The organism is Rhizobium sp. USDA 4016 (genome assembly GCF_056279705.1).
The window spans coordinates 769,542-792,558 of sequence record NZ_JBWCCY010000004.1; the positions used below are offsets into that span (position 1 = coordinate 769,542).

Here is a 23,017-nt window from a genome sequence, read left to right on the forward strand (position 1 = left end):
GCCGGCGGGGAATTCATACGAGCGCTCATGTCTCCAGCAAAACAGAACGTCCGCACTCTTGAGATATTGAAGCGGGTGGTCTCCGAAAATTTTAGGGACCATATTCCTGGCTATAGCTTCGCGATTGCCTGCCTGGCTGCGGTCGCGCTTTCTACTGCCTATACGGCCTACGTGATGAAGAGCATTGTCGACGAGGCCTTCGTCAGTAAAGACGCAGAGCTCGTCGCGCTAATCTGTCTCTCGCTCTTCGCCGCATTCGTCATCCGAGGATTTGCAAGCTACGGTCAGGCTGTTGCTCTTTCAAGGGTCAGCAACGGTATCGTCGCCCGCTACCAGAAGCGGCTTGCGGCCCATCTAATGACGCTTCCGGTCGAGTTTTTCGACCAGCGACGGTCGGGGCAGGTCGCTGGGTTATTGAGCCAGAATATTTCCGGCATACGCGACGTTCTCAATCTGACGGTTACGTCGACGGCGAGGGACATGCTCTCCTTCGTCTCGCTGCTCGCAGTGATGGTCTATCAGGACCCGCTGCTGAGTACCGTCGTTTTGGTGATGGCACCGGCGCTGCTCTTCGGGCTCAGGTATTTTTCACGTCGCCTCAAAGAGGTTGCGGCAAGGGGCATCCGGCTCAACAGCATTTTCTTCGGAACTTTGCAGGAGACGATCCAGGGCATTTCCGTGGTTAAGGCCTTTACGATGGAGCGCGCGCTGGAGGCCCGGGTCGAAAACGTCATCATTGCGGTCGAAAATCGAGCCAATCACCTTGCCCGCCTATCCGAACGCAATGCACCCGTAACCGAGAGTTTTGCCGGCCTCATGCTGGCCGGTTTACTTGCTTATGCTGCCTATCGCTCGATCTATTTCAACGTACCGCCGGGTGCCTTCTTCTCTTTCTTCACGGCGCTGCTGCTGCTCTACGATCCACTGCGCCGTCTTGCGAAGCTGCAGGTGCAGATGGAGCGCGCGGCCGTCCACGCACGGATGATCTACGAAGTGCTGGACTTGGAGCCACGCCAGCGCGACCTGTCGGATGCTAAGCCGCTGAGGCCGACGGAGGCACGGATCGAATTTCGCGACGTCTCCTTCGCTTATGGCGCCGATAGCGTTCTCAACGGCGTCAGCTTCGTCGCCGAAGGCGGTAAGACGACAGCGCTCGTCGGCCCGTCCGGCGCCGGAAAATCGACGATCATGAATCTGATCCCGCGCTTCTATGATCCGGGGGGCGGCGAGATCCTGATCGACGGGCAGGACATCGCCCATGTCACCAAACAGTCGCTGCGTGAGCAGCTCGCCTATGTCTCGCAGCAACCCTACCTCTTCGAAGGCTCGATCCGCAACAATATCCGATATGGCCGGCCGGATGCGACGGATGCCGAGGTCGAGGAAGCCGCACGGCTTGCCTACGCGCATGATTTCATCTTGGCGCAGCCGCAGGGCTACGATACGCCCGTCGGCGAAAGCGGCGTGACGCTGTCGGGCGGCCAGCGCCAGCGCCTGTCGATTGCCCGCGCGCTAGTGCGCAACGCTCCGATCCTCTTGCTCGACGAGGCAACCTCCGCTCTCGACACAGAATCCGAAGCTGCCGTCCAAAGGGCTCTCGACGAAGCGATGACCGGCCGCACCGTCGTCGTCATCGCCCACCGGCTTTCCACGGTTGTGCGCGCCGACAAGATCGTCGTCATGCAGCAGGGCCGTGTCGTCGAAGAAGGCAATCACGAGACGCTTGCGAAGCTCGATGACGGTCTTTACGCTCGGCTTAGCCAGTTGGGATTCAGTGCGTAAAATCGTTGCGGTTCAGAACTCGCGCGGAATTTGGTGTCTTCGCCGCAAACCCGTAGTGCCTTGTGCTCGAACGGGAGCTGCCGCCAACGATAATCGCCGAGGGCGCGGTCCAATGCCTTCGGTGACCTCACAAAGCGCTTCCGCAAGAATGCGATATGATAAAAACGCATCCTAGCCAGCTGCTTAGCTTAGAATTGCACGGAAAATCAGACTCTCACTCTGATGACGTCAGGAATTTCGAGGGGGATGTGCGCCTCGTGGGCGGCATCGATGAAGGCTTGCCTTGCTTGCTCTTTCGACGTTCTTCCCTCAGCCACGCCGATGCATACTTCCATGGCATCGAAAAATGCTTTGCCATCAGAGACTGGCCAATACCGGAGAAGGATATCGAGGGCTTCCCGGGTATTTGTAACAGTGTAGAGCTGTCCGCTTTCCTTGCAGACGATCATTACCGGCTGAACCCACTGCGCACTGTCCATGGCTCATACCACAACCTATCGGCAAGTTAACACTCGCTGGAATCCTGCGCAGGCGCAAGCGGATTCAGAGGCTGAATTAATTTCTCGTCGATTCAGAAGGCACAGAAGAACGCGGGGGAGGCACTTACCGCGCTCATGCAGTGTTTCGTTCGATAAAGCCTGAACGCAAAGCGGTTTCCGGAGCCTTTGCACGGGAAAGATCCTGTAGGAACTGATCCATCAGAGGAGAATCTCCGAAGCGCCGATAGTTGCGTTCGGAGGCCAGCGAAAACTCGGGTTTGGTTTGCACCAATCGCGCCATTGCAACCTGGGCTTCCGCCACATCCCCGCGACCTGCCAACAATGCGGTTCGGATCAGCAGGCAATCGGCGTCCTGCGGCGCACGGATCAGGCACTCTCCAATGACGCTGTCTGCCTCTTCCAGACGACCAGCGGCATAAAGTGCCTGGCCGTGGACATAGGTGTAGTATTCCGGCGCCATAGGGTGTAGGCGCCGCGCGCGCTCGGCATTGCTGACTGCCTCGCGGTAAGCTCCGAAACGGACCTGCGCCTTTGCCAAGGCCATCAGGCTGTCAGGGTCGTTGGGGTTGAATTCCACCGCGCGACGCGCGGCCTGCATGGCGCCGGGATAATCACCGCTGGCTGCAAGACCGAAGCTCAACACCTGGTAACCAATGGCAAGGTTGGGATCGAGACGGATCGCCTGTCGCGCCTCGCTCAAGCCCGTTTCCACGTCCGCCATCGTGGCTCGCCCGCTTACGGCTTGCGTCATGTCGATGATGTAGGTCATGCCGAGGTAGGCTCGTGCCAACGCATATCCCGGATCCAGTTCCAACGCGCGATGATAGAGTGCTCGCGCGGCAAGAAGCGCTTCTTTGTCTTTCGACCCATGTTTGTAACGGTCGCGCGCCTGGAGGACGAGATCATAGGCCTGCAGGTTTTCGGTTGGCCGCTTTGAGGCGTCGGCAACTTCAGATTCGCGAACATACGATACGAGGTGCGAAACAATCTCGGTCGTGAGTTCCGTCTGTACGGCAAAGACGTCTTCAACGCGGCGATCATAGCTTTTCGACCACAGATGGGCGCCGCTGCGCGTATCAATCAGCTGCGCGACGACGCGAAGCTGATCACCCACTCGCCGCGCGCTGCCTTCCACGATATAGCCGGCATCCAACTTTTCGCCGACTTCGCGAATATCGGCCGCCTCTCCACGCAATGCGAATGTGGAATTGCGAGCGATCACCTGAAGCTCGGGATTGCGTGCCAGTTCCGTGATGATGTCTTCCGTGAGTCCATCGGCAAAATAGTTCTGTCCCGTATCGCCACTCATATTGTCGAAGGGAAGTACGGCAACTGAGGGACGCCGATCCATGTCTCCGACGCCGGACAGCCAAGTAACCCTGTCGGCGATCGTTTCTGTCATCGCTTTCAATCCAAGAACCTGGCTTGCTGCGATGAAAAGCAGGAGGACGCTTAGGCCAATCGCATAGGGCACCGCCCCGCGCGACCGGTGCAGGGCACGCGTGAGCCACCTGGATCCGCTACCGCTGGCGCCGTCTAACCTGACCGCATATACCTCAAGTTGCTCCGGGATGTTCTTGACTTGCCGTAATCCGATTCTGTGGAAAAGGTCACTACGACCGCGGTCGGCGCTCCGCACGACCGCAGCGCTCACAAATATGCTGCCTGGCTCGGCCATGGCTTCAAGCCGCGACGCGACGTTGACGCCATCACCAAACATGTCGCCATCATCCTCGATGACATCTCCAAGATTTATACCGAGACGCAGATTGAAAGGACTTTCGGCAAAGCCGAGCTGGATGCCGATAGCCGCATCAAGGGCCTCATTCACGCTTGGAAATGCGGCAAGGAACCCGTCGCCGGCGCTCTTGAAAATTCGGCCACCGTGGCGCTCGACCGACGGCTTGATTATATCGTCGAAAACGGAACGCAGCTCGGCATAGGTCGTCGCCTCATCCTCGGCCATGAGGCGGCTATATCCGGCGATGTCGCCGGCCATGATTGCAGCGAGCTTTCGTTCCACGTTCACTCCTCGTTACTCCGGCTGAAGATTACAGCATGGTCGCGATTTCAGCCATTCACAGTTGAGTGCGCACAAGGTTTCAGCCGTGGATGCGATCTGCATGGCCCTTTGAAACAGACGCCAGATTTTGAGCTCGGTGTGAGCGTGGCTCTGCCAACACCGGCTGCCTTCGGGTTGGAAGAAAAGGATATCAGCCCTTGCGCTTTGCCGTTCCTGAAATCCATTTTGCCTGCTGACCGCTCATGAGCGCGCGATAGCGTTCCTGGCTGGCGGTCAGGTGGGCGCGCATGGCGGCGCGGGCAGCTTCCGGGTCGCTTGTGGAAATCGCCTTCAGGATTGCCAGATGCTCGCGCTGCAGACCTTCCTGGTAGTTGCGCGATAGCGTGCTGTCGGTACCCCAGGGCGAAGCGACGTCACAGGGGATTGCCCGCATGCCGAGTGCATCGAGAACCTCGACATAATAGGAGTTGTTCGTGGCAGCTGCAATTGCGCGGTGGAAAGCGAAATCGCTCTTGCCCGTTGCCTCGCCACGCTCAAGCAGCCGGTCGAATTCGAAGAAAGCTTCGTGGATCTGTGCCTCCTGGGCGGCATTGCGCCGGAGCGCAGCAAGCCCCGCACTTTCGATCTCGAGCCCCATGCGCACCTCGATCATGTTAAGCGCATGGGAGATCTTGTTGCCGACGTCAAGCGTGATCGAACCGAAGGCAAGCGTCGGGTGGTCCTTGACGAAGACCCCAGCGCCTTGCCGCGCCTCGACGAGTCCATCGGCGGCAAGGGTCGCAATCGCCTCGCGGACAACGGTGCGGCTGACGCCGAAGAGCTCGCCCATCCGGCTCTCCGTCGGCAGCTTCTGGCCGGGCGCGTATTCCCCAGACAAGACCTGCGCGCGGATGGCCGAAACCACGCTTTCGGAGAGTTTCGGCCTGCGCTCGATCCTCAAATCAACGACTGCATCGGCCGCCATGTCGCTCTCCTACTTGAACGCAGCCGGCAGCCACAGCGAAATGGCCGGGATGTAGGTGACCAGTCCGAGCACCACGAGGCCTGCACCGTAGAACGGCCAGATCGAGCGCATAGCCTCCCAGACGGAAATCTTGCCGACCGCACAAGCCACGAATTGCACCGCGCCGACTGGAGGCGTGTTCAGCCCGATGCCGAAATTCAGGATCATGATCACGCCGAAATGCACCGGATCGACGCCGTAGGCCTGCGCCACCGGCAGGAAGATCGGCGTGCAGATGATGATCGTCGGTCCCATGTCCATGAAGGTGCCGAGCACAAGCATCAAAACATTGAGCAGGAGCAGCACAGTCAGTGGATCGTCGGCTACGGCCTTCATCCAGACCACCAGCGACGCAGGCACCTTAAGAAAGGCCATCAGCCAGGAGAAAGCGGCGGCGGTGCCGATGATCAAAAGCACCATTGCCGTTGTGCGCACGGCGCCTTGCGTGGCGTGGACGAAGTCTTTCCAGCTCATCTGGCGGTAGACGAAGACGGTTACCAGCAGCGCGTAGAGCACAGCGATGCACGAGCTTTCCGTCGCCGTGAAGATGCCGGACCTCACCCCGCCGAAGATGATGGCGATCAAAAGGAGCCCGGGCAACGCGACAGCGAGCAGATGCGCCACCATGGTAAAGCCGGGGAACGGCTCCGTCGGATAGCCGCGCGAGCGCGCGACGATGTAGGCAGTCACCATGAGTGCAGCTGCAAGCAAAAGGCCTGGCAGGATGCCGGCGGTGAACAGGTCGGCGATGGATATCTTGCCGCCGGCAGAGATCGAATAGATGATCATGTTGTGGGAGGGTGGCAGAAGCAGCGCGATCAGCGCCGCCATCGAAGTGACGTTGACGGCGTAGTCGGCGCCATAGCCGCGCTGCTTCATCTGCGGGATCATCAGGCCACCGACAGCTGCGGCCTCCGCCACCGCCGAACCGGAAATGCCGCCGAACAAGGTCGCAGTGACGATGTTCACTTGGCCGAGGCCGCCGCGCACGTGGCCGACGAGGGAAGCAGCGAAGGAGACGATGCGGCTCGCGATGCCACCGCGCACCATGAGGTCGCCGGCGTAGATGAAGAAGGGGATGGCGAGCAGCGAAAACACGCTCATGCCGGAATTGAGCCGCTGGAAGACGACCAGCGGCGGCAGTCCCATGTAGACTACCGTGGCGAAGCTGGCGACCCCGAGGCAAAAAGCGATCGGCGTGCCTATCAGCATCAGAGTGGTGAAGACACCGAACAGGATCCAGAGTTCCATCGTACTACACTTTCAAATTCACGTTCGGGTCGGCATTGATGTTTTCGATCTCGACGGCGATCTCGGCCGGCAAAACCTCGTCCAGCGCATCGTCGATCGGTTCGCCGGCGAGGCGGAGCACGATGCGCTCCAGCGAGAAGATCACGGCCAGCACACCGCCGCCGGCGAGCGGCAGATAGTCGAACGCGCCGGAAATACCCAAGGACGGCAAGGTGGTGTTCCAGGTCAGGCTCATGAGCGCACCGCCGTACCAGATCATGCCGGCGCCGAAGGCGAGAATGACCACGTCCGAGATCATGCGCAGGACGCGCTTGCCGGATTTCGGCAGCACGTAGAGCAATACGTCGAAACCAAGGTGGTTGTTCTCCCGGATACCGACGGCAGCGCCGAGGAAGATGAACCAACTCATCAGCATGACGGAGCCCGGCTCCGTCCAACTCGGCGAGTCGTTCAGCACGTAGCGGCAAAATACCTGCCAGGCGACGAAGGCCGTCATCAACACCAGGCCGCCGCCGGCGAGCCACAGGGCGGCGTTGCTCAGACGGGCCAGGAAGTTGACGGCGGGTGTCAGGCTATTCGACATAAAGAACCTCGTCGAATTGGGTGTTTACTCTCCCTTATCGGGAGCATCGATGAAGATATGCGGGAAACGGCGGATGATCCGGGGTGGAGATCACTACCCACCCCGGGAGCTTACGTCGCCTTCCCGCAAACAAAGGAAGGCAAGGTGCGGCTACTGCACCGCCTTTACATCCTCGACCATCTTCTTCAGCACGTCGTCTTTGACGTGCTTTTCGTAAACCGGGGCCATGGCGTCGATGAAGCCCTGCTTGTCCGGCGTTGTGATCTGGGCGCCGAGCTTTTCGACATTGGCGCGCGATTCAGCGACTTTGGCTGCCCAAAGCTCGCGCTGCTTGGCGACGCTGTCTTTGCCTGCCTGCTTGAAGATCTCCTGATCCTCCGGCGTCAGCTTGTCGAACGCGACCTTGTTCATGACGAACACCTCCGGCAGGATCGTGTGTTCGTCAAGCGAGTAGTTCTTCGCCACTTCGGCGTGCTTGGCGGTGTCGTAGCTCGGGAAGTTGTTTTCCGCGCCGTCGATGACGCCCGTTTCGATCGCCGAGTACACTTCGCCATAGGGCATCGGCGTGGCGTTGGCGCCCAGCGCCGCCACCATGTCAACGAAGATGTCGGACTGGATAACGCGGAACTTTAAGCCTTTCATGTCGGCAACCGTGCTGATCGGCTTCGTCTTGTTATAGAACGACCGCGCGCCGGCGTCATAATATGCCAGTACCACGAGGCCGGCCGGTTCGAACGCCTTCTTGATCTGGTCGCCGATCGCGCCGTCCATGACCTTGTGCATGTGGTCTTCCGAACGGAAGACATAGGGCAGCGCCGGAACGATGGTTTCCTTCACCGTCCCGTTGAACGGCGCCATCGAGATGCGGTTCAGCTCAATCACGCCCGAACGCACCTGCTCGATCGTGTCCTTCTCCTCGCCGAGCTGGGCGGAATGATAAACTTCGACCGAATAGCGGCCCTTTGTGCGCTCCTTCACCAGCTCGCCGAAATATTTGACGCCCTCGACGGTCGGATAGCCGTCCGGATGCGTATCGGACGACTTCAGCACCGTTTGAGCTCTGGCCGCGCTGCTCATGAATGAGGCGGCAACCATAAGACCCGCTGCCAGTTTAACTAAGTTTTTCATGCTTTCCTCCCGTTTTGCATGACGCTTTAAAGTTTTAAAGCCGGTACGCCTTCTTTGGCGCCTAAGGAAGGCCGTCGCAAAGCTTTCGTCCTCCTTCCGGCGATCTCCCGCGATCGGACGCCGGTGGTCCGCCACGATTGAGAAGCTGCGCGGAATTAGAAAAGGGCTCATCGAGGACCTGCCGACATATCTCGGTGCCCATCGGGCTCACGATGGCGCGCACTGCATACCTCTGCATAGAGGCGCGTGCGTTCTTCTCCTGGATACAGAAGATTTGGATCGAAAAGCCCCCTCATTCTTGCCGCTCCTCCAACCGGCTCATTATGGCTAGAACCAGCAAGGTGTAATGTCAACATACAAAACCTACGCACTTGTATGATGAATTTTTGCGCCGCCGCGCCGGGCTCTCGTCGTCAAGGCGCGGGACAACTCAGGCAGGGGAAGATGGAGACCGGCCACATCGAGGACGTTGACAAGCAGCTGAATGCGGGCATTCCTGTATCGACCGACTGAACGAGCTGACGGAGAGACTGAGATGGCAAAATTGCGCATCGGGCTGATCGGTCTCGGCATGGCAGCGGCGCCGCATGCCAAAGGGCTGCTCGATCTTAAAGATAAGGTGGAGGTCGCTGCCGCCTTCAGCCCGACGCCTGCGAAGCGGCAAGTATTTTCAGAAACTTACGGTTTTGCGACTTGCGAGGAGGCCGAGACAATATTTGCCGACCCGTCGATAGCCGCGGTCATGATCCTGACGCCGCCCAATACGCATCTTGAGCTGGTGAGGCGGGCAGCCGAAGCAAACAAGCATGTGCTTCTCGAAAAGCCGCTGGAGATCACACAGGAGCGGGCGAGGGCGCTGGTCGAGGTAACGGAGCAGGCCGGCATAAAGCTTGGCATCGTGCTTCAGCATCGCTTTCGCCCGGTCAGTATTGCACTTGCCGCACTGATCCATGAAGGGCGCCTCGGCGAGATCGTCAGCGCTTCGGCGCGTCTCCACAACTGGCGGCCGCAAAGCTACTATGAGCAGCCGGGACGCGGCACGCGGGCTCGCGATGGTGGCGGGGTGCTTCTGACCCAGGCCATCCATACACTTGACCTTCTGGTTGCGCTCGCCGGCCTTCCGGAGGAGGTCAGAGCCTATACGACAACCAGCAAGGTGCACCGCATGGAAACGGAAGATCTGGCGATGGCGGCCATTCGCTTTAAAAGCGGAGCAATTGGCGCGGTAAGCGCTACCACCTGTGCCTACCCCGGTTATCCGGACGAGATCGACGTCATCGGCACGCGCGGCATGGCCCGCCTTGACGGGCGCTGTCTTGCCGCTTCCTTCCACGATGGAACCGAAATCTCAATCGAAGACGAAGCAGCAGGCGGTGCCGGCGCCGATCCCATGGCCTTCCCGCACGACCATCATCGCTCCGTGCTTGCCGATTTTCTCGATGCCGTTGAGGATGGACGCGAGCCGTGCGTCAGCGGGCGCGAGGCACTGAAGGTTCACCGCCTCATTGACGCCATTCTCGCCGCCGCCCAAAGCGGCCAGCCGGAACGTCCGTAAAGCGTTTCCGGAAGCACCCAGCCGGCATCGGCAAGCCCCGTCTGGTGCTCCTTAACACTGGCTCAGGAACTATCCTTCTTCGCCGGAGTTGAGCGTGGAAAGGAGAAACCGACATGCCAGCAAAATCCAAGGCACAGCAGAAGGCGGCTGGAGCAGCCCTTTCCGCAAAGCGAGGCGAAACGCCGAAAAGCGAACTCAAGGGGGCTTCCAAGCAGATGGTCAAATCCATGAGCGAAAAACAGCTCGAGGAGTTTGCCGCGACCAAGACCAAAGGAAAGCCAGAACACGCCTCCCGGAAGGGGTAGGAAAACTGCGTCAAAGACGACCATCGGTCAGAACGCAAACGAGGCTCTATTTTCGTCCCTGGGCCATGTTTCTGCGCTTCGGCTGCCGGTGTTCCGGTCGAGCAGTGCCGGTGGCCTTCATCCCCGGCATCTCCGGCGAGCTGTTCCGCTAGTTCGCCGTGTCGGTAGCCATCGTCGGCTGGCCTGCTTGACGGCCAGGTGAAGTCGAACCGCCTTGCTCGTGATGACACTCGAGCCTTTGCGGAGCGCACGACGTCCGAGCTTCCCGTAGATGGCCTGTGCGGCAAGGTTGGAATGTCCGTTTGGGCGCAAAGTAGAAACGTCACATCCAGCGTCTTCATCCATTAGAATGCGACACTCGACCTCTCCGCTTGCGCTGACGAAAGCCCCCGACCTGAGCGGCTGGGCCGGGTTGCAAGGGAAGGGCGGGTGAGACGCGCCACTGCTTCAAGTTTTGAGGGTGTCAGATCAGTCGCTCATTCCCCTGCATCAGGCGAGAGGGGGCAACTGCGAAGTTCAGATCAGTGACCTTCAGTAAGACCAGCAAAGGGTACACGATTATTTCCCGCGCTTGCAGAATGAGGCATAGAGTGGTACATTCACTCGAAATCGGAGATATGAATGATCGTCGGTTTTCGGGACGAATGGTTGCGGGCCTACTTTGTGGAGGATGTCCACTCCCGGAACATTCCAGCCGACCTCGAAAGCCGGTTGTTCCGCAAACTCCAAATGATCGACGACGCGACGACCGATCAGGACTTGCGTGTGCCGCCCAGTAACCATTTCGAGAAACTACGCGGCAATCTCGAGGGTTTGCATTCAATCCGCGTCAACAGGCAATGGCGGGTTGTCTTTCGATGGGATGGCAGTCGTGGCGAGGCGTCCGAGGTCTATCTTGACGACCATAGCTATCGATGAGGTGACAGATGCTGATGACCAAGCGTAAGCCGGCGACGGTCGGCGAAATCCTGATGGAAGAATTCATGCAGCCGCTCGACTTGACGCAGGCGGCCTTGGCCGAGGCAATGGGCGTCCAGCGCAAGCATGTGAACGAATTGTGCAACGACCGGCGTAACGTGACGGCGGCAACCGCCCTGATCCTGGCGCGCGTGTTTGGTAACAGCCCGGACTTCTGGCTCAACGTGCAGCGGCGCAGCGACTTATGGGATGCCATGCATAGCCCCAAGGAACTGGCGCGGATCGAGCGCGCGAAGCCGCTGGCGACAGCGGCATAGCCCGAAAGCACCTCTAGGCTTTGTGCTTGAGGGAATCCGCCGTGGCAGCGCATCACTCGGCGGGCGAGAGAGCGCCTTCTCCCGTTTTGCAATGACATCAGGATCATTAACGAGATCAGTCTTCCCGCCCGGCTTGCGACCCCGCGGCTTGTAACCATTCTTCTCTCTGTTGATCTTGACCTTGGGCGTCGGTAGCTGCTCCTGTCGCTCCTTGATGTAGAGCGGAACATCGGAAAGCCACTTGTTCTTGCCACAAGGACCGTTCCTTCGTCCGTGGTTTGTGTGCTCATCGAAGAAGGTTACCTTGACGACACCTAGAGCTGACATTGGTTGACATGCTGCAAATGTTCTCTTGAGGTTACTTTACGGCACATAAGGAGCTTTCAAGGTATCATGGAAAAGCGCATTACATTGCCGATGTCGCCCTGCTTTTGGCATATGGCCTTACGGAACACCTCCCGCACGTTGCCGATCCCGAAACAGATCAGGAAGGGAAAGCTTTCGAAAGGGCACGAACACCTCAGCGGCAGGTCAGCACGACAGAAAGAACATTGGATGACAATTTCTAAAGACGGTCCGATGAACGGTGCGTTCTGGGCTAGGTATTCCTCGATGCCGATCTCGTTTGTCGACTCCAACTCTAGCTTCAGGCTTTGATATCCGCGCCGCAATTCGTCATCCTTCGCGGCCATCCGGGCCGGCGTTTTTCCGAGTGCCTCGGCGATCTCCCCGTTGGCCTTGCCGGCAGCGGTCAGGCTCGGAATATCGGCTCGCCCGGCGTCAGGGGATCCAATGTCATGATTGCCCGGCAGCTTCCAGAATGAGCTTGGTGATCTCATTCGGATGCGAAATGAGCGACAGATGGCTGGATTTGAGTTCGATGGCTTTAGCGCCCATGCGTCTGGCCATGAAACGCTGCAGGTCTGGATTTATCGTCCCATCTTGCGTCGAAACGGCGTAGTAGCTTGGCTTGGAGCGCCAAGCAGCGTTTGAGGTTTTGCCGGTGAGCAACGCCTTTCGGAATGGTTGTTGAACGGCATAGAGAACCCTCGCCCTGGCCTCGGGAAGGTCGCCCCCGAAATCGCGCAGGAACGCTTCTTCCGTCAGCCGTCCTTCGTCGCCGTCGAAGACAATGCCCGCGGTTGCGGGTGGTGTCGGGTAGGTTTTTGCCAAAGCTGCATAGTCCTCACCTGCATCCGGTGCTCGGGCAGCGACATAAACCAGTGAAGAGACGTTCGGATGTACGCCTGCTTCGGTGAGGATCATCCCCGAAAAGGAGTGGCCGACAAAGACAGTCGGACCGTCCTGCCGGTCGAGGATGCGCCGGGCGGCCGCCACGGCATCGGGCAGCGTGGTGAGCGGGTTCTGGACCGCCGTGCAGTTTAGGCCCTTCGCTTGCAGCCGGGCGATAACCTCGGTCCAGCATGATCCGTCGGCGAAAAGTCCATGCACGAGAACGACATTGCGCGCCTTTGGAGGCGTGTGTGTGGCGGCCAGGCCGGCATGCGTCGCAACAAATGACGTGGCAGCACCGACGAGCAAAGTTTTCGAAAATGTGCGTCTGTTCATCATCATGATCGAATCTCCATCGTTTGCGAAGCGGTAGGATTATTTCAACTCGGTCCGGAGCGGCATCTCAGATTGACATGCCGCCAGAGACCTCGATGCGTTGGGCATTGACCCAGCGGTTGTCCTCAGAGAGCAGCGAGGCAATCATCGGACCGACATCGTCGGGCAGGCCGGCGCGGCCCAGCGCCGTCATTTCGGCGACACGCTGGTTCAGATCTGGATTGTCGCGGACCATACCGCCGCTAAAGTCGGTCTGGATGGCGCCGGGCGCGACGACATTGACGGCGATGCGACGCGGTCCCAGCTCCTTTGCCATGTATCGGGTCAGCACCTCGACCGCTCCCTTCATCGCACCGTAAGGAGCGCTGCCAGGAACGATGATGCGAGTCAGGCCGCTCGACAGGTTGACGATCCGGCCGCCGTCATTGATCAGCGGCAAAAGCTTCTGCGTCAAGAAGAAAACGCCCTTGAAGTGCACATTGTAAAGCATGTCCAGTTCATCTTCCGTCGTCGCCTCGATGCTGTTGTGGTGCGAGGTTCCGGCATTGTTGACGAGGTAGTCGAAGCGCTCGGCGCCCAGATCGGCAAGCGCCCGCTTTACGGCGTCGACGAAAGGGTCGAAACCGTGGGCGTCGCCGGTGTCGAGCTTGAGGGCAATGGCTTTGGCGCCGGCTTCAGCAACCAGGGCCACGACCTTTTCGGCTTCCGCCCTGCTGGAATTGTAGGTGAGGATCGAGTCGACACCGCGTCTGGCAAGGTTGAGCACGGTGTTGCGGCCCAGCCCGCGGCTGCCGCCGGTGACGATTGCGATTTTGCGTTCGGAATTCTGTGTCATCGCCGTTCTCCAATGAAAGAACACAAGGGGCAAAAAGCCTTCAACTGGCGGCTTTCCTTGGGTTCGGTTAGGTTTTGACCGGCTTTCTTCGCCGATCGGCTAAGTCTCTTCCTTCCGCTGGACAGAGTATTGCCGTCCGTCGGTTCTCGTACCAATCTCCAATGCGTGACCTAATGCGTTAGCTTCGGTCACAGAGTGACGTTCGGCTCCCGGTTTCCCATTCTCCTTCAGGAGCGCAGCCCAGTCCTGCCGGGCTCGCTAAACGGCCATCAGGACAACCGGGATATCGTCGACGCGCTTTCCATGGGGCTGTCACCGCGCCGCTCGTAAGCGCGCTGGTCACGCAGAATCTGGAAGGCGATCGTCAAAAGCTTGCGCGCGATGGCAACACGCGCCTTGTTCACTCCTCTGAACTTCAATTGCTCATACTGGGCGCGCAGCTGCGCATCGCTGGCGATGGCCGGGGCGACCGCCTCGACGAAAGCCCAGCGTAGCCACTTGTTGCCCTGCTTGATGATCTTGCCGTGAAAGGTCTTGCCGCCGGAGGAATAGGTCGACGGCACCAGTCCGGCATAGGCGGCAAGCTTCTTCGGGTTGCGAAACCGCGCTAGGTCGTCGATCTCGGCGTCGATCAGCCGGGCGAAGAACTCGCCAATGCCAGGGATCGTCTTCAACAGCCTCACATTGGTATTGGCCTTGGTCATTGCCCGGATCGTTGCTTCCGACTGCTTGATCCGCACGTCGATGTCGCCGATGAAGTCGAGGCCACGGTCGATCTGGATGCGGTCGATCTCCGAGACCTTCACCTGCGCCAGCTGAATGCGGCCGGCCTTGCCGAACAGGTCGCCGAGCTTCTTCAACTGTGCCGTCTGCTCCGGATAGCGATCAAACACCGTGACGATACGGTTCTTCGTCATCGTCCGCAGCCGCACGTAAAACATCCGCTCACGAAGGGCGACGCGCAGCTCGCGGGCTCGCTCTCCAGGAGCCCAGGCCTCCGGCACCAGGTCGGCTCTGAGCAGATGCGCCAGCACCGTCGCATCGATCTTGTCGGTCTTGATCTTGGCGTCGGCGATCGCCTTGACCTTCCAGGGATGGGCGAGAACGACATCATCACAAATGTCGTCGAGCCAATCGTAGATCACCATCCAGTTGCGGGTGGCCTCGACAACCGCATGCGAATTCTCCCGGTAGCGTTCCAGAAACCCACCCAGAGACTGGCGGTCGTTCTTCACCCGGCCGGATCTCAGCGTCTTGCCATTGCTGTCCTGCACCACCAGGTGGCTATAGGATTTGTGGTAGTCGACGCCGATATGGTAATTATAAGAGGCAGTCATGCTTCCAACTCCTTTATTGAGATCTTGCGAACCCCAACAAGGTAAGCCGAAAGGCTCGAAGCGTGACTGTCCCTCGACCATCACCTGCATCTCAGTGATCCGTTCTATCGGTGAAGGCGGCCTCTTTCATGTCACCTCCTTTGATTGATGACGGTGAACATAAGAGGGCGAAGCACGGGCGAACATGCCGGAACCGGCTTCTTTCTTGCCTGATCCTGCCTCCGGCGTTAATTTGGAATTCCAGATTTGCGGGGAATCCGATTGAGCACTCTTTCGATGTTGCATGATGCCGTCGTCGCCGCGTTTGCGGCTCATGGAAACGGGAGCCCCTATTTCACCGCGATCGACGGACTGGCCTTGCTCCGATCCTTCTCCGAGCGGCATCCGAACCACCTGATCCACCGGCCGGCGCTCTGCATCGTGGTGCAGGGCGCGAAATGGACGACGTTCGGCGAACGGAGGCTCCATTATCGCACCAGCCAGGCCATGGTCGTCAGCGTCGAGATGCCGGGTGCAAGCCAGGTGGTGCACGGCGCGCCGGATGCGCCCTATCTCAGCGCCGTCATCGAACTCGACCAGGCAATCCTACGCGAAGTCTATGAAAGCATGGAGGCACCGCCCACTCCGGCCTCCGACGAGCATGCCGCCGCCTTCGTTATGGAGCTCAACGAGGCGATCCTCGGCTGCGCCGCGCGTGCCGTCAGCCTGCTTGGCGAGCCGCAGGCAATCCCGCTGCTCTATCCCGGCGTCAAGCGCGAACTCTGCTACCGCCTGCTGGCCGGGCCACATGGCGCTGTCTTCGCCCGCATGGTCGTCGGCGCGGAGCGAAACCGGCGTTTGGTCGAAGCGATCCACGCATTGCGGGGCAATTTCGACAAGCAGGTGGCGCGTCGATGATCTTGCCGCGCTCGCCGGCCTGAGCCCAACCGCCTTCCATCGTCAGTTCAAGGCAATGACCGCGATGACACCGGTGCAGTTTCAAAAGCAGATCCGCCTGATGGAGGCGCGCCGGCTGATGCTTTCGCGCGAAATGTCGGCGGAAACGGTCGCCTTTGAGGTGGGCTATGCCAGCCCCTCACAGTTCAGCCGGGAATATTCCCGGCTGTTCGGGGCTCCGCCACGCCGAGACATCGGAAAGCTTCTGTCGGCCTGACTGTTTCAGCGCGCACGCTGAAACAGCGGCTGACAAATCTTTCCGTCGTTCGAACGCCGACGGTCCGGCCGAATATATGCCCTCGAAAGCACTGTGGGTCTCGCCCGGCTACACCGCCGGGTTTTGCCTAGTCGCCAATAATGCCGCCCGCATCAGCATCTTTGCAAAGTCCGGTATTGGCCGCGAAGCAGCCGTCCCGTTATGGCGGCAATCCTCGAAACTACCTAAAGCATCTTGGTCAAGGTGCGACCGGGACACCGCTTACGACGGTCCTTCGGATTGCTTTGTTTATAAGCCTTCCACAAAAGTCCAAGCCGGTAACCGCTGGCCGCTTTTCGCTAAAGCAGGATCGGCGAGGCACAAACGTGGGGCAGTTTGTCTACGGTCGGAGCTATCGGGAAAACCCGGAATCCGTTGAGATTGACCCTGCTGAACTTGGTGTTGACCGAGATCGCCGGCTCAGCTACCGCCAGCGCCTCTTTCACCCGATCGTTGATGTAGCCAAACTGCGCATCGCGGGCGGGATGGTTTATTCCCTCGCGGGCCTTGCGGTTGGCCCGCAGAATGTAACCCATCTGCCGCAACAGATAGCCACCACGTTGTGGCCGAGGGATTACATCCTTGCCGTTTTGTTCTGCCCTTCGAACCATCCGGTAATGGCGTCGAGGCGCCGTTCCACTCTCGTTTTGCGGCCCGTCGAGCGGTGGAGCTCGGCAAGGCTTTGCGTGGCCTTCAGTTCCCAGGTCTTTGCGCCCTGTTTTTGAGCGAAGGCGGCCGACTTGCGGAACGCGCGCTCGGCGAAGTGAGCATCGCCTTTAAGGTAGAGGCCGGCCACGCCTCCGAGGCGGAGCAGCTCCGCTGTAAAATAATGCTCACCTGTCTTCTTGGTCAGCGCCAGCGCCTCATCGATGACGCGGGCGGCAGCTTCGAATTCGCCAAGCGCGAGGTTTGCTTCTGCCAGCAGGCCGAGATAGCAGGGCTTGTCTATCTGCTGTTCGCCGAGGTTGTCGCAGGTGCCGCGCATCTGCTGCAAGCCCCGGCCGTCGTGATGCGCATGAACCATCGCCCAGCCCTGAAAGAATGATGCCAGGTTCGCCCATAGCTGAAAGCCGTTCGCCTTGGCGAGCGGGCCCAACTCGTCCACCATTGCCTGCAAGGCGGCCACGTCCTTGCGCAGAGCCATCAGAACGCAGCCGTTTCCAAGCCAGCCCGCCAACTGGTAATCGGATTGCTGGCGCGCGCCCTGCTCGGCCTCGTGATAAAGCATGATGGCGCGCTCGTGATGTCCAAGCAGATGCAGTGTCCATGACAGATAGATCATCGTCATGTTCGGAAAATCGCTGCCGACCTCATCGGCCTTCGCGCGATAATCGAGAGCCTCCTCCAGATATTGCCGGGCCTCTTCGAGCTTGCCCTGCGAAAAGAGGCACATGCCCTTGAATTGCATGCCGAGGACGAGCGCTTTCAAATTCTGTTGCTGACGCCCCATATCGAGCAGCTGGTCGCTTGCCCATTCCGCATCGGCGAACCGCGCTGAATTCAAGGCGGTACCAAACAGCCCGTCCAGGGCGCGGATACCCGCTTCCGGATCGCCGAGACTTTCGCTCAAAGACATGACATTGCGATAGGCCGCGCTCCCTTCGGGCGTGACGTGGCCGAACGTGGCATAAAGGACATCGCCGCGTTCGAGCTCGAGCTTGAGGCATTTCCGGTCGCGTTCCCGCGATGGCGGCAATTTTTGAAGGCACTCCAGCCCGTTTGCGAACATATTGGCGGCCTCGACCTTCGCCCAGGTGGCGCCCGTCTTGAGGCCGGCGGTGAGCCAGCAATCGGCTGCCCGTTGGTAAAGCCCGGCCGCAGCGAGATGTTGCGCAAGGACTTCCGGATGCTCGGCCGCCTGTCTTGGATAGAGCTTTTCGATCCCTTCGGCGACAAGATGGTGCAATTGTCGGCGGCGCTCGCGTAGGAGGGTTGCCTGGGCCGCCTCTTGCAGGAGGGCATGGGTAAAACTGTAGCTCGGCCAGTTGATCGCCGGTTGCGGCGCGATCAGTCCGGCTTGGATCAGGCGATCCAGGATCGAAACGAGAGCCTCTTCGGACAGACCGGAAAGATGCGCAAGCAGCCCGATGTTGAACACTCTGCCGATGACCGCCGCCATTTGCGCGATCATCTTGCCGTTCCCCAGCTTGTCGAGGCGCGAGAGCAGGAAAGACTGCAACGTCACCGGTATGCCCGCCGCCGTATCCGGTCCTTCCTTCAATATGCTGGCAGCATGGCCGTCGGCGACCGCGCGGCACAGTTCCTCGACGTAGAGCGGCACTCCTTCGGCCCTGGCGAGAACGAAATCGTTGGCGTCATCGGTCATAGCGCTGCCGGCTGCCAGCACGCGGCAAAGCGTCTGGGCTTCGAAGCGGGTCAGCCGCTTTAGCCGGAGCCCGTGCAGCGATGGATTTTTCACAGGCGCCTGCAGCGTTGCCTCACGCGAGGTGACGACGACCAGCATGGGCGCGAACCGCACTTCATCGATCAGCATTTTCAGCACGTCGCCGGAGGAGGGGTCGATCCACTGTTCGTCCTCGATCGTCAGCCACAGCGGGTTGGTCTGCGACATGCCCTGCAGCCATTCGACGAAAAAGCGGCGCACGATCGTCTGCTGCTCTTTCGATGTCAGGTCCGGCAAGGAATAGTCCGTTTGCTCGATTGCCAGCAGTCGCGAAAACACGGGCAGCGTTTGGGAAAGCGGAATATCGCTGGAGGCCAGGATCGTCTCCAACAGTTCCGCATTCGCCTTTGCCGGCGCGGCATCGTTGATCCCCGCATGACGCTTCAGCAGATCCAGAAACGGATACAAGGCGCTGTTGGAATAGGCAGGCGCGCATTGAAGCGTCAAAGCTGTAAAGTGCGAAGCGCGTGAGCGCGCCTCGAAAATCAGCCGCGATTTGCCGATGCCCGCTTCGCCCGAGATCAGGATCGCCCGTCCGCTCTTTTCAGCCCCAATCCCATCTGCAAGTTCACGCAGGCGGTCGAGTTCGGCGCGCCTGCCGACAAGCTTCGTCAAGTGGGTTCTTTTTGCGAACCGGTTTTCCAGCGTTCGCGCCTTGTCGACACGCCAGATTCGCACCGGATCGCCGAACCCCTTCAACGACTTCGCACCAAGATCGACAAAATCGAAGGCTCCGTTGGCGGCGTCGCGGGTCTTCTGGTCGGCAAGAATTGTCTGAGCGGCGGCCAATGTCTGCAGCCGCTGGGCGAGGTTTGGCACAGGTCCAAAGGCGACAGTCGACACGCCGGCGGGCGCTCCAGCGAAATCGCCGACAACCACAAGCCCGCTTGCAATCCCGATGCGGATCTGCAACCGGGATCCGTCAGGCGTTTCAATCTGCGGCATCGCCTGTATGAGGCTGAAGCCGAGCCTGATTGCGCGTTCCGCGTCATCCTCTTCCGCTGTCGGATAGCCGAACAATGCCTGCAGCGCGTCGCCGATATAGTTGGCGGTGAACCCGCCGTGCGCATGCACGAGTGCGGCGCATCGGTTGAGATAGGTTTGTGTCAGCTTGCTGAAGTCTTCGGGATCGAGGCGCGCGGCATATTCTGTCGAACCGACGAGGTCGCAGAACAGGATGGTCAGCGGCCTTCGTTCCACGGGCACCATCGGCCGCTGACGCGGTTCGTGCGCATCGTCCAGCTGTGCGATGGCGGAGAGGATTTTTCGGCGCGGACCGAGAGGGATTCCAAGCTCTTTGAGGTCATCGTCGGACAAGAGACGAAGCGTGTCGAAATCGATCTGCGCCTGCGCAAAAGCTTCCCCAAGCCGACTAAGGCCGAGCGTGTTCAACCATTTTGAAACCTCGTCCATCGTATTCCCTGCGAGAAATCCGTTCTTCGGCATTCACGGTGATCTGCTGAGGTCAATCGCAATCACGCCGCCGGTGTCGTCGTCCCGCGGCGTCCGAACCATGTTACATGGAGCACTGAGTAAAGCGGAACATGCAGCTCTTCTAAATTTAGCAATTTCTTTCTTACTATTTCAATATAATGTATTCTACCGTCAGTTGGGGACTTCATCAAACAGTGCGTCGCGACTGCGGCGGCTTCGATTTCAGTCGAACGACTATGCTGATCCGGAGAGAAAAGCCGTTCGGCAATAATCTCGCAAAGTCCGGTGCCCAAGGCATCTGCCGATCTTCAATCGAGGCGCGATCAACAGGAGGGAAACGTGGCTATTCTTCGAATAAGAGAAATGGGCGACAAATATACCTGCTGCATTCATGCTGGCGGCCGCTGCGGCGATCTGGCTGATATCCGATCGACCGGCGTTGGCAGTGGACCCAGTATGTGACGATCCCACCGCCAGGAACTGGAAATACCCGATTACGAATCCCGAACCGGCCGAACGGCAAGCGATTATGGATCTGATCCACCGCTACTATTGGGCACTGGACGAAAAGAATGCATCGGCCATTGTCGAGATGTTTACCCGCGATGCGGAGTATCAGGTCTGCAGCGGAGGCGGAGGGCTCAAACGCGAGAAGAGTGACGATCCTGAGCAATTGGAGAACTATTTCAAAGGCCTTTTTCTCGATCTCAATGATGCGCAATCGCGTATCCGCCACTTTGAAAGCAATACGCTCCTGAACATTGTCGATCCGAATGCCCCGGGGACGGTCGAAGCAAAGTCTGCCATGCTGGCAGTCATCCAGCGGGCTGACAACGAAGTGCCCACGCTCGACTATGCTGCGGTTTTAAGGGCGGTTTTCTTCAAGGAGAACGGTGCCTGGAAGTTCAAAATGCTGACGCTGATTACTGACGAGCCGAAGGTTATGACGCGGGCGCGGTGAAGGTCAGGTTTCTGACGGTTTTAGATTTTGCGTGTTCAGGCGCCGGCCAACCGGGCGAAGCATCTGTGCCGGAGGAGTGCGGAATGGGTGTGAAGGGTATCGGCTTCGCATTCATGATCGGGGCTTTAGCGCTTGCCTCGGCGAATGCCCTGGATCGGCCGAAGGCGGATGACGTTTTCAATCCAGAGTCGGCCGACGAAAAGTTCGCCGAAACCGTTGATCGGTGGAACGGCGCCTTCCTCTGGGAGCCGGCATCTGCCAGCACCAACATCACGACCCGGTTCGGTGACGAGGCCCGTGCGGTTTTCGGTCCGATCCCGGACGCAGATTGCGCCGGCGGGGGTGCGAAAACGATCCCGCTTGAAGTCGACGGCAATATCGTCGACCTGCAACCAAACCCCAGCAAAGCGGGCAATCCGCTGGAATTCGAACACCGGGATGCGGACGGCGCCGTGGTCAAGTGGACGGCAAGCATTCCAAAATGCGATAAGCCGTCGCTTGCCGGCAACGTCACTTATTGCGGCCTGAACTCGCGTCTGAACCGCGTCGTGAAAGGCAATGTGGAATGGCTCTTCCTGTGCCGCAAGTCCAATGCCAGCCTGGAGCTTGAGCCTGATCCTTATTGGCAGCGGTCAAATCCGAAGTTCTCGCGCTTCGGCTCGATCGGGTTCAACAGGGGCACCGGCGAGATCGTGTTCTTCGACGGCCGCAAGGACCAGGAGGTGTTCGACTGGTCGAAGCCGTTCGTTCCGCCGGGCGGTCGGTCATATTCCGACACAGCCGGGCGGGCGGCGGCAGAAGTGCTTTACGATCCGACGTTTCAAATTCAATGTTCGGCATGCCACGACAACAAGAATCCCTACGTCATCAATCCGCATATCGGACAGGCAAGAATTGGCTATCCAGACGGCAGAAATGATCCGAGAGCCCGGGCCTTCAGCCTCGGCGCCTATCTCCCGAGACTACCCCGCAATGAGAGGACGCCCTTTCGCGTCATCGGGTCCGGCTATACCAGCACCTACGCGGCCGAACTGAAGAACGCGAGCACGGTACGAGATCCGAACGGCGACTGCACGGAGTGCCACACGCTGACGACGCAGACGACCGGGCAGCGTCTCGCGCCTGACGCGGTTGGGCGTGAGCCGTTCATTTCCAATCCCAGCTGGGCACAGCTTCTGGAGCTTCGCGCCGAGACGGAAAACTTCCGGCAGGTGGATATGCACCGGACGGAATGGGCACGGCGCTCCGGCGGCGGCAGGATTCACCCCTGGATGGTTCCGGCAAACGGTAACGATGTATCCGGGCACTCATCGCAGATCAGCCTTGACGCGTGGCGCGAGCTCAGCGATTGCCTATGGGGCGGTGGCGGACCGGAATGCGGCTACCGCCCGCTCTACACGCCCTGTCCCGCTCCGGCAAAAGGGGCGGGCGGTGACGGATCGGCTCCGGGCGATCTCGCCGTCACCGTTTTGCCGCCGGACCCCGACGCGCCCGCGGAGCGGCGTATTCGTGTGAGCTGGAAGTACCTCAACAGCTACGGCGAGGTCCCCGGCAGAGACGATGTGCGATTCAACATGGCCGTCAGGGAGAGCCTCATTCCTGCGGCAGGCGAGGAACCGCATGCGAAGGACTATCCAATTTTGGATGAAGCTATGGGCAACGATTTCCGGGCGCTTCGCCCGAAGGTCGGGTTGTCCGGTTCGGCACGGCTGATGCAGAACGCCTCCTATTTCGGACACGCACAATATTCCGAGGCGTCGAGTTCAATGGAACGCCGGGAATACCGGCTGGACTTTCCCGGCACCTGCAATCGCCGATATGCGATCCGCATCCTTCCGAAGAGATTTTGCTTCGACCAAAGCGATGTTGCCTATGGCTCGGAGGACTATCTGCTTTTAGCGGATGTCCGATGCGATTGAT

20 protein-coding genes and 1 pseudogene are annotated in these 23,017 nt (G+C 59.5%); 9 read left to right on the forward strand and 12 right to left on the reverse strand.

The genetic code is table 11. The annotated features are described in order from the left end of the window. Positions 1-27: 27 nt before the first annotated feature. Entirely contained in the window at positions 28-1,782 is a 1,755-nt protein-coding gene (locus tag ACZ9DP_RS19010; RefSeq protein ID WP_476203263.1) for an ABC transporter ATP-binding protein, read from the forward strand. Positions 1,783-1,988: 206 nt separating this feature from the next. On the opposite strand, the gene ACZ9DP_RS19015 is transcribed toward ACZ9DP_RS19010, so the two are convergent. From ACZ9DP_RS19015 to ACZ9DP_RS19040, 6 genes are all read right to left on the reverse strand, one after another. After that, complete coding sequence (locus ACZ9DP_RS19015; protein WP_476203264.1) at positions 1,989-2,261, reverse strand: DUF982 domain-containing protein; 273 nt, start codon at positions 2,259-2,261, stop codon at positions 1,989-1,991. Positions 2,262-2,394: 133 nt separating this feature from the next. Beyond that, positions 2,395-4,305: an adenylate/guanylate cyclase domain-containing protein gene (locus ACZ9DP_RS19020; protein ID WP_476203265.1), complete on the reverse strand. Its 1,911-nt coding sequence runs from the start codon at positions 4,303-4,305 to the stop codon at positions 2,395-2,397. Between the two features lie 190 nt (positions 4,306-4,495). After that, on the reverse strand, positions 4,496-5,269 hold the full coding sequence (locus ACZ9DP_RS19025; protein WP_476203266.1) for a FadR/GntR family transcriptional regulator: 774 nt from the start codon (positions 5,267-5,269) through the stop codon (positions 4,496-4,498). 9 nt (positions 5,270-5,278) lie between these two features. Then, complete coding sequence (locus ACZ9DP_RS19030; protein WP_074069371.1) at positions 5,279-6,559, reverse strand: TRAP transporter large permease; 1,281 nt, start codon at positions 6,557-6,559, stop codon at positions 5,279-5,281. A 4-nt stretch (positions 6,560-6,563) separates the two neighbouring features. Further along, positions 6,564-7,142, reverse strand: coding sequence for a TRAP transporter small permease (locus ACZ9DP_RS19035; protein ID WP_476203267.1), 579 nt, complete (start codon positions 7,140-7,142; stop codon positions 6,564-6,566). Between the two features lie 150 nt (positions 7,143-7,292). Continuing rightward, positions 7,293-8,270, reverse strand: a complete 978-nt coding sequence (locus tag ACZ9DP_RS19040; protein ID WP_476203268.1) for a TRAP transporter substrate-binding protein — start codon at positions 8,268-8,270, stop codon at positions 7,293-7,295. A gap of 535 nt (positions 8,271-8,805) precedes the next feature. Here ACZ9DP_RS19040 and ACZ9DP_RS19045 point away from each other — a divergent pair. From ACZ9DP_RS19045 to ACZ9DP_RS19060, 4 genes are all read left to right on the forward strand, one after another. Then, the gene (locus ACZ9DP_RS19045) at positions 8,806-9,825 is read left to right on the forward strand and encodes a Gfo/Idh/MocA family protein (RefSeq protein ID WP_476203269.1); all 1,020 of its coding nucleotides are present in this window, start codon (positions 8,806-8,808) and stop codon (positions 9,823-9,825) included. A 113-nt stretch (positions 9,826-9,938) separates the two neighbouring features. Further along, positions 9,939-10,130, forward strand: a complete 192-nt coding sequence (locus tag ACZ9DP_RS19050) for a DUF3008 family protein (RefSeq protein WP_022716877.1) — start codon at positions 9,939-9,941, stop codon at positions 10,128-10,130. Positions 10,131-10,751: 621 nt separating this feature from the next. After that, positions 10,752-11,048 (forward strand): type II toxin-antitoxin system RelE/ParE family toxin, encoded by a 297-nt coding sequence (locus ACZ9DP_RS19055; protein WP_239597681.1) that lies wholly within the window; start codon positions 10,752-10,754, stop codon positions 11,046-11,048. A gap of 8 nt (positions 11,049-11,056) precedes the next feature. Beyond that, positions 11,057-11,365, forward strand: a complete 309-nt coding sequence (locus ACZ9DP_RS19060; RefSeq protein ID WP_476203270.1) for a HigA family addiction module antitoxin — start codon at positions 11,057-11,059, stop codon at positions 11,363-11,365. Positions 11,366-11,748: 383 nt separating this feature from the next. Here the strand turns inward: ACZ9DP_RS19060 and ACZ9DP_RS19065 are convergent, their stop codons facing one another. The 4 genes from ACZ9DP_RS19065 to ACZ9DP_RS19080 all read right to left on the reverse strand — a co-directional run bounded on the left by ACZ9DP_RS19065 (position 11,749) and on the right by ACZ9DP_RS19080 (position 15,106). Further along, positions 11,749-12,204, reverse strand: a complete 456-nt coding sequence (locus tag ACZ9DP_RS19065) for a hypothetical protein (protein WP_476203271.1) — start codon at positions 12,202-12,204, stop codon at positions 11,749-11,751. After that, positions 12,161-12,940 carry an alpha/beta fold hydrolase gene (locus ACZ9DP_RS19070; protein WP_476203272.1) on the reverse strand — a complete coding sequence of 260 codons (780 nt, stop codon included), beginning with the start codon at positions 12,938-12,940 and terminating at the stop codon, positions 12,161-12,163. Before ACZ9DP_RS19070 ends, ACZ9DP_RS19065 begins: the two co-directional genes overlap by 44 nt. A gap of 61 nt (positions 12,941-13,001) precedes the next feature. Next, on the reverse strand, positions 13,002-13,769 hold the full coding sequence (locus ACZ9DP_RS19075) for an SDR family NAD(P)-dependent oxidoreductase (RefSeq protein ID WP_476203273.1): 768 nt from the start codon (positions 13,767-13,769) through the stop codon (positions 13,002-13,004). A 269-nt stretch (positions 13,770-14,038) separates the two neighbouring features. After that, positions 14,039-15,106, reverse strand: coding sequence for an IS110 family RNA-guided transposase (locus ACZ9DP_RS19080; RefSeq protein WP_476199890.1), 1,068 nt, complete (start codon positions 15,104-15,106; stop codon positions 14,039-14,041). 261 nt (positions 15,107-15,367) lie between these two features. Between ACZ9DP_RS19080 and ACZ9DP_RS19085 the strand changes: the two genes are divergently transcribed. After that, entirely contained in the window at positions 15,368-16,003 is a 636-nt protein-coding gene (locus ACZ9DP_RS19085; protein ID WP_476203274.1) for an AraC family transcriptional regulator, read from the forward strand. Positions 16,004-16,058: 55 nt separating this feature from the next. Next, positions 16,059-16,259, forward strand: a complete 201-nt coding sequence (locus tag ACZ9DP_RS19090) for a helix-turn-helix domain-containing protein (protein ID WP_476205409.1) — start codon at positions 16,059-16,061, stop codon at positions 16,257-16,259. Between the two features lie 434 nt (positions 16,260-16,693). On the opposite strand, the pseudogene ACZ9DP_RS19095 reads toward ACZ9DP_RS19090, so the two are convergent. Beyond that, positions 16,694-16,869, reverse strand: a pseudogene (locus ACZ9DP_RS19095) (ISAzo13-like element transposase-related protein); the annotation flags it as partial. 3 nt (positions 16,870-16,872) lie between these two features. Next, complete coding sequence (locus tag ACZ9DP_RS19100; protein WP_476205411.1) at positions 16,873-20,115, reverse strand: AAA family ATPase; 3,243 nt, start codon at positions 20,113-20,115, stop codon at positions 16,873-16,875. Between the two features lie 412 nt (positions 20,116-20,527). Here ACZ9DP_RS19100 and ACZ9DP_RS19105 point away from each other — a divergent pair, with 412 nt between their 5' ends. Further along, positions 20,528-21,097 (forward strand): nuclear transport factor 2 family protein, encoded by a 570-nt coding sequence (locus ACZ9DP_RS19105; protein ID WP_476203275.1) that lies wholly within the window; start codon positions 20,528-20,530, stop codon positions 21,095-21,097. Positions 21,098-21,180: 83 nt separating this feature from the next. Continuing rightward, a complete protein-coding gene (locus ACZ9DP_RS19110; protein ID WP_476203276.1) occupies positions 21,181-23,016 on the forward strand; it encodes a hypothetical protein in 1,836 nt (611 codons plus the stop codon). The last annotated feature ends 1 nt before the right edge of the window (position 23,017 follow it).

Coding starts and splice junctions, on each gene's coding strand:
- ACZ9DP_RS19060 (WP_476203270.1), top strand. CDS start 11,057: ATGCTGATGACCAAGCGTAAGCCGGCGACGGTCGGCGAAATCCTGATG.
- ACZ9DP_RS19010 (WP_476203263.1), top strand. CDS start 28: ATGTCTCCAGCAAAACAGAACGTCCGCACTCTTGAGATATTGAAGCGG.
- ACZ9DP_RS19030 (WP_074069371.1), bottom strand. CDS start 6,559: ATGGAACTCTGGATCCTGTTCGGTGTCTTCACCACTCTGATGCTGATA.
- ACZ9DP_RS19050 (WP_022716877.1), top strand. CDS start 9,939: ATGCCAGCAAAATCCAAGGCACAGCAGAAGGCGGCTGGAGCAGCCCTT.
- ACZ9DP_RS19090 (WP_476205409.1), top strand. CDS start 16,059: ATGACCGCGATGACACCGGTGCAGTTTCAAAAGCAGATCCGCCTGATG.
- ACZ9DP_RS19055 (WP_239597681.1), top strand. CDS start 10,752: ATGATCGTCGGTTTTCGGGACGAATGGTTGCGGGCCTACTTTGTGGAG.
- ACZ9DP_RS19035 (WP_476203267.1), bottom strand. CDS start 7,142: ATGTCGAATAGCCTGACACCCGCCGTCAACTTCCTGGCCCGTCTGAGC.
- ACZ9DP_RS19100 (WP_476205411.1), bottom strand. CDS start 20,115: ATGGACGAGGTTTCAAAATGGTTGAACACGCTCGGCCTTAGTCGGCTT.
- ACZ9DP_RS19045 (WP_476203269.1), top strand. CDS start 8,806: ATGGCAAAATTGCGCATCGGGCTGATCGGTCTCGGCATGGCAGCGGCG.
- ACZ9DP_RS19065 (WP_476203271.1), bottom strand. CDS start 12,204: ATGAGATCACCAAGCTCATTCTGGAAGCTGCCGGGCAATCATGACATT.
- ACZ9DP_RS19015 (WP_476203264.1), bottom strand. CDS start 2,261: ATGGACAGTGCGCAGTGGGTTCAGCCGGTAATGATCGTCTGCAAGGAA.
- ACZ9DP_RS19110 (WP_476203276.1), top strand. CDS start 21,181: ATGGGTGTGAAGGGTATCGGCTTCGCATTCATGATCGGGGCTTTAGCG.
- ACZ9DP_RS19070 (WP_476203272.1), bottom strand. CDS start 12,940: ATGATGATGAACAGACGCACATTTTCGAAAACTTTGCTCGTCGGTGCT.
- ACZ9DP_RS19105 (WP_476203275.1), top strand. CDS start 20,528: ATGCTGGCGGCCGCTGCGGCGATCTGGCTGATATCCGATCGACCGGCG.
- ACZ9DP_RS19025 (WP_476203266.1), bottom strand. CDS start 5,269: ATGGCGGCCGATGCAGTCGTTGATTTGAGGATCGAGCGCAGGCCGAAA.
- ACZ9DP_RS19080 (WP_476199890.1), bottom strand. CDS start 15,106: ATGACTGCCTCTTATAATTACCATATCGGCGTCGACTACCACAAATCC.
- ACZ9DP_RS19075 (WP_476203273.1), bottom strand. CDS start 13,769: ATGACACAGAATTCCGAACGCAAAATCGCAATCGTCACCGGCGGCAGC.
- ACZ9DP_RS19040 (WP_476203268.1), bottom strand. CDS start 8,270: ATGAAAAACTTAGTTAAACTGGCAGCGGGTCTTATGGTTGCCGCCTCA.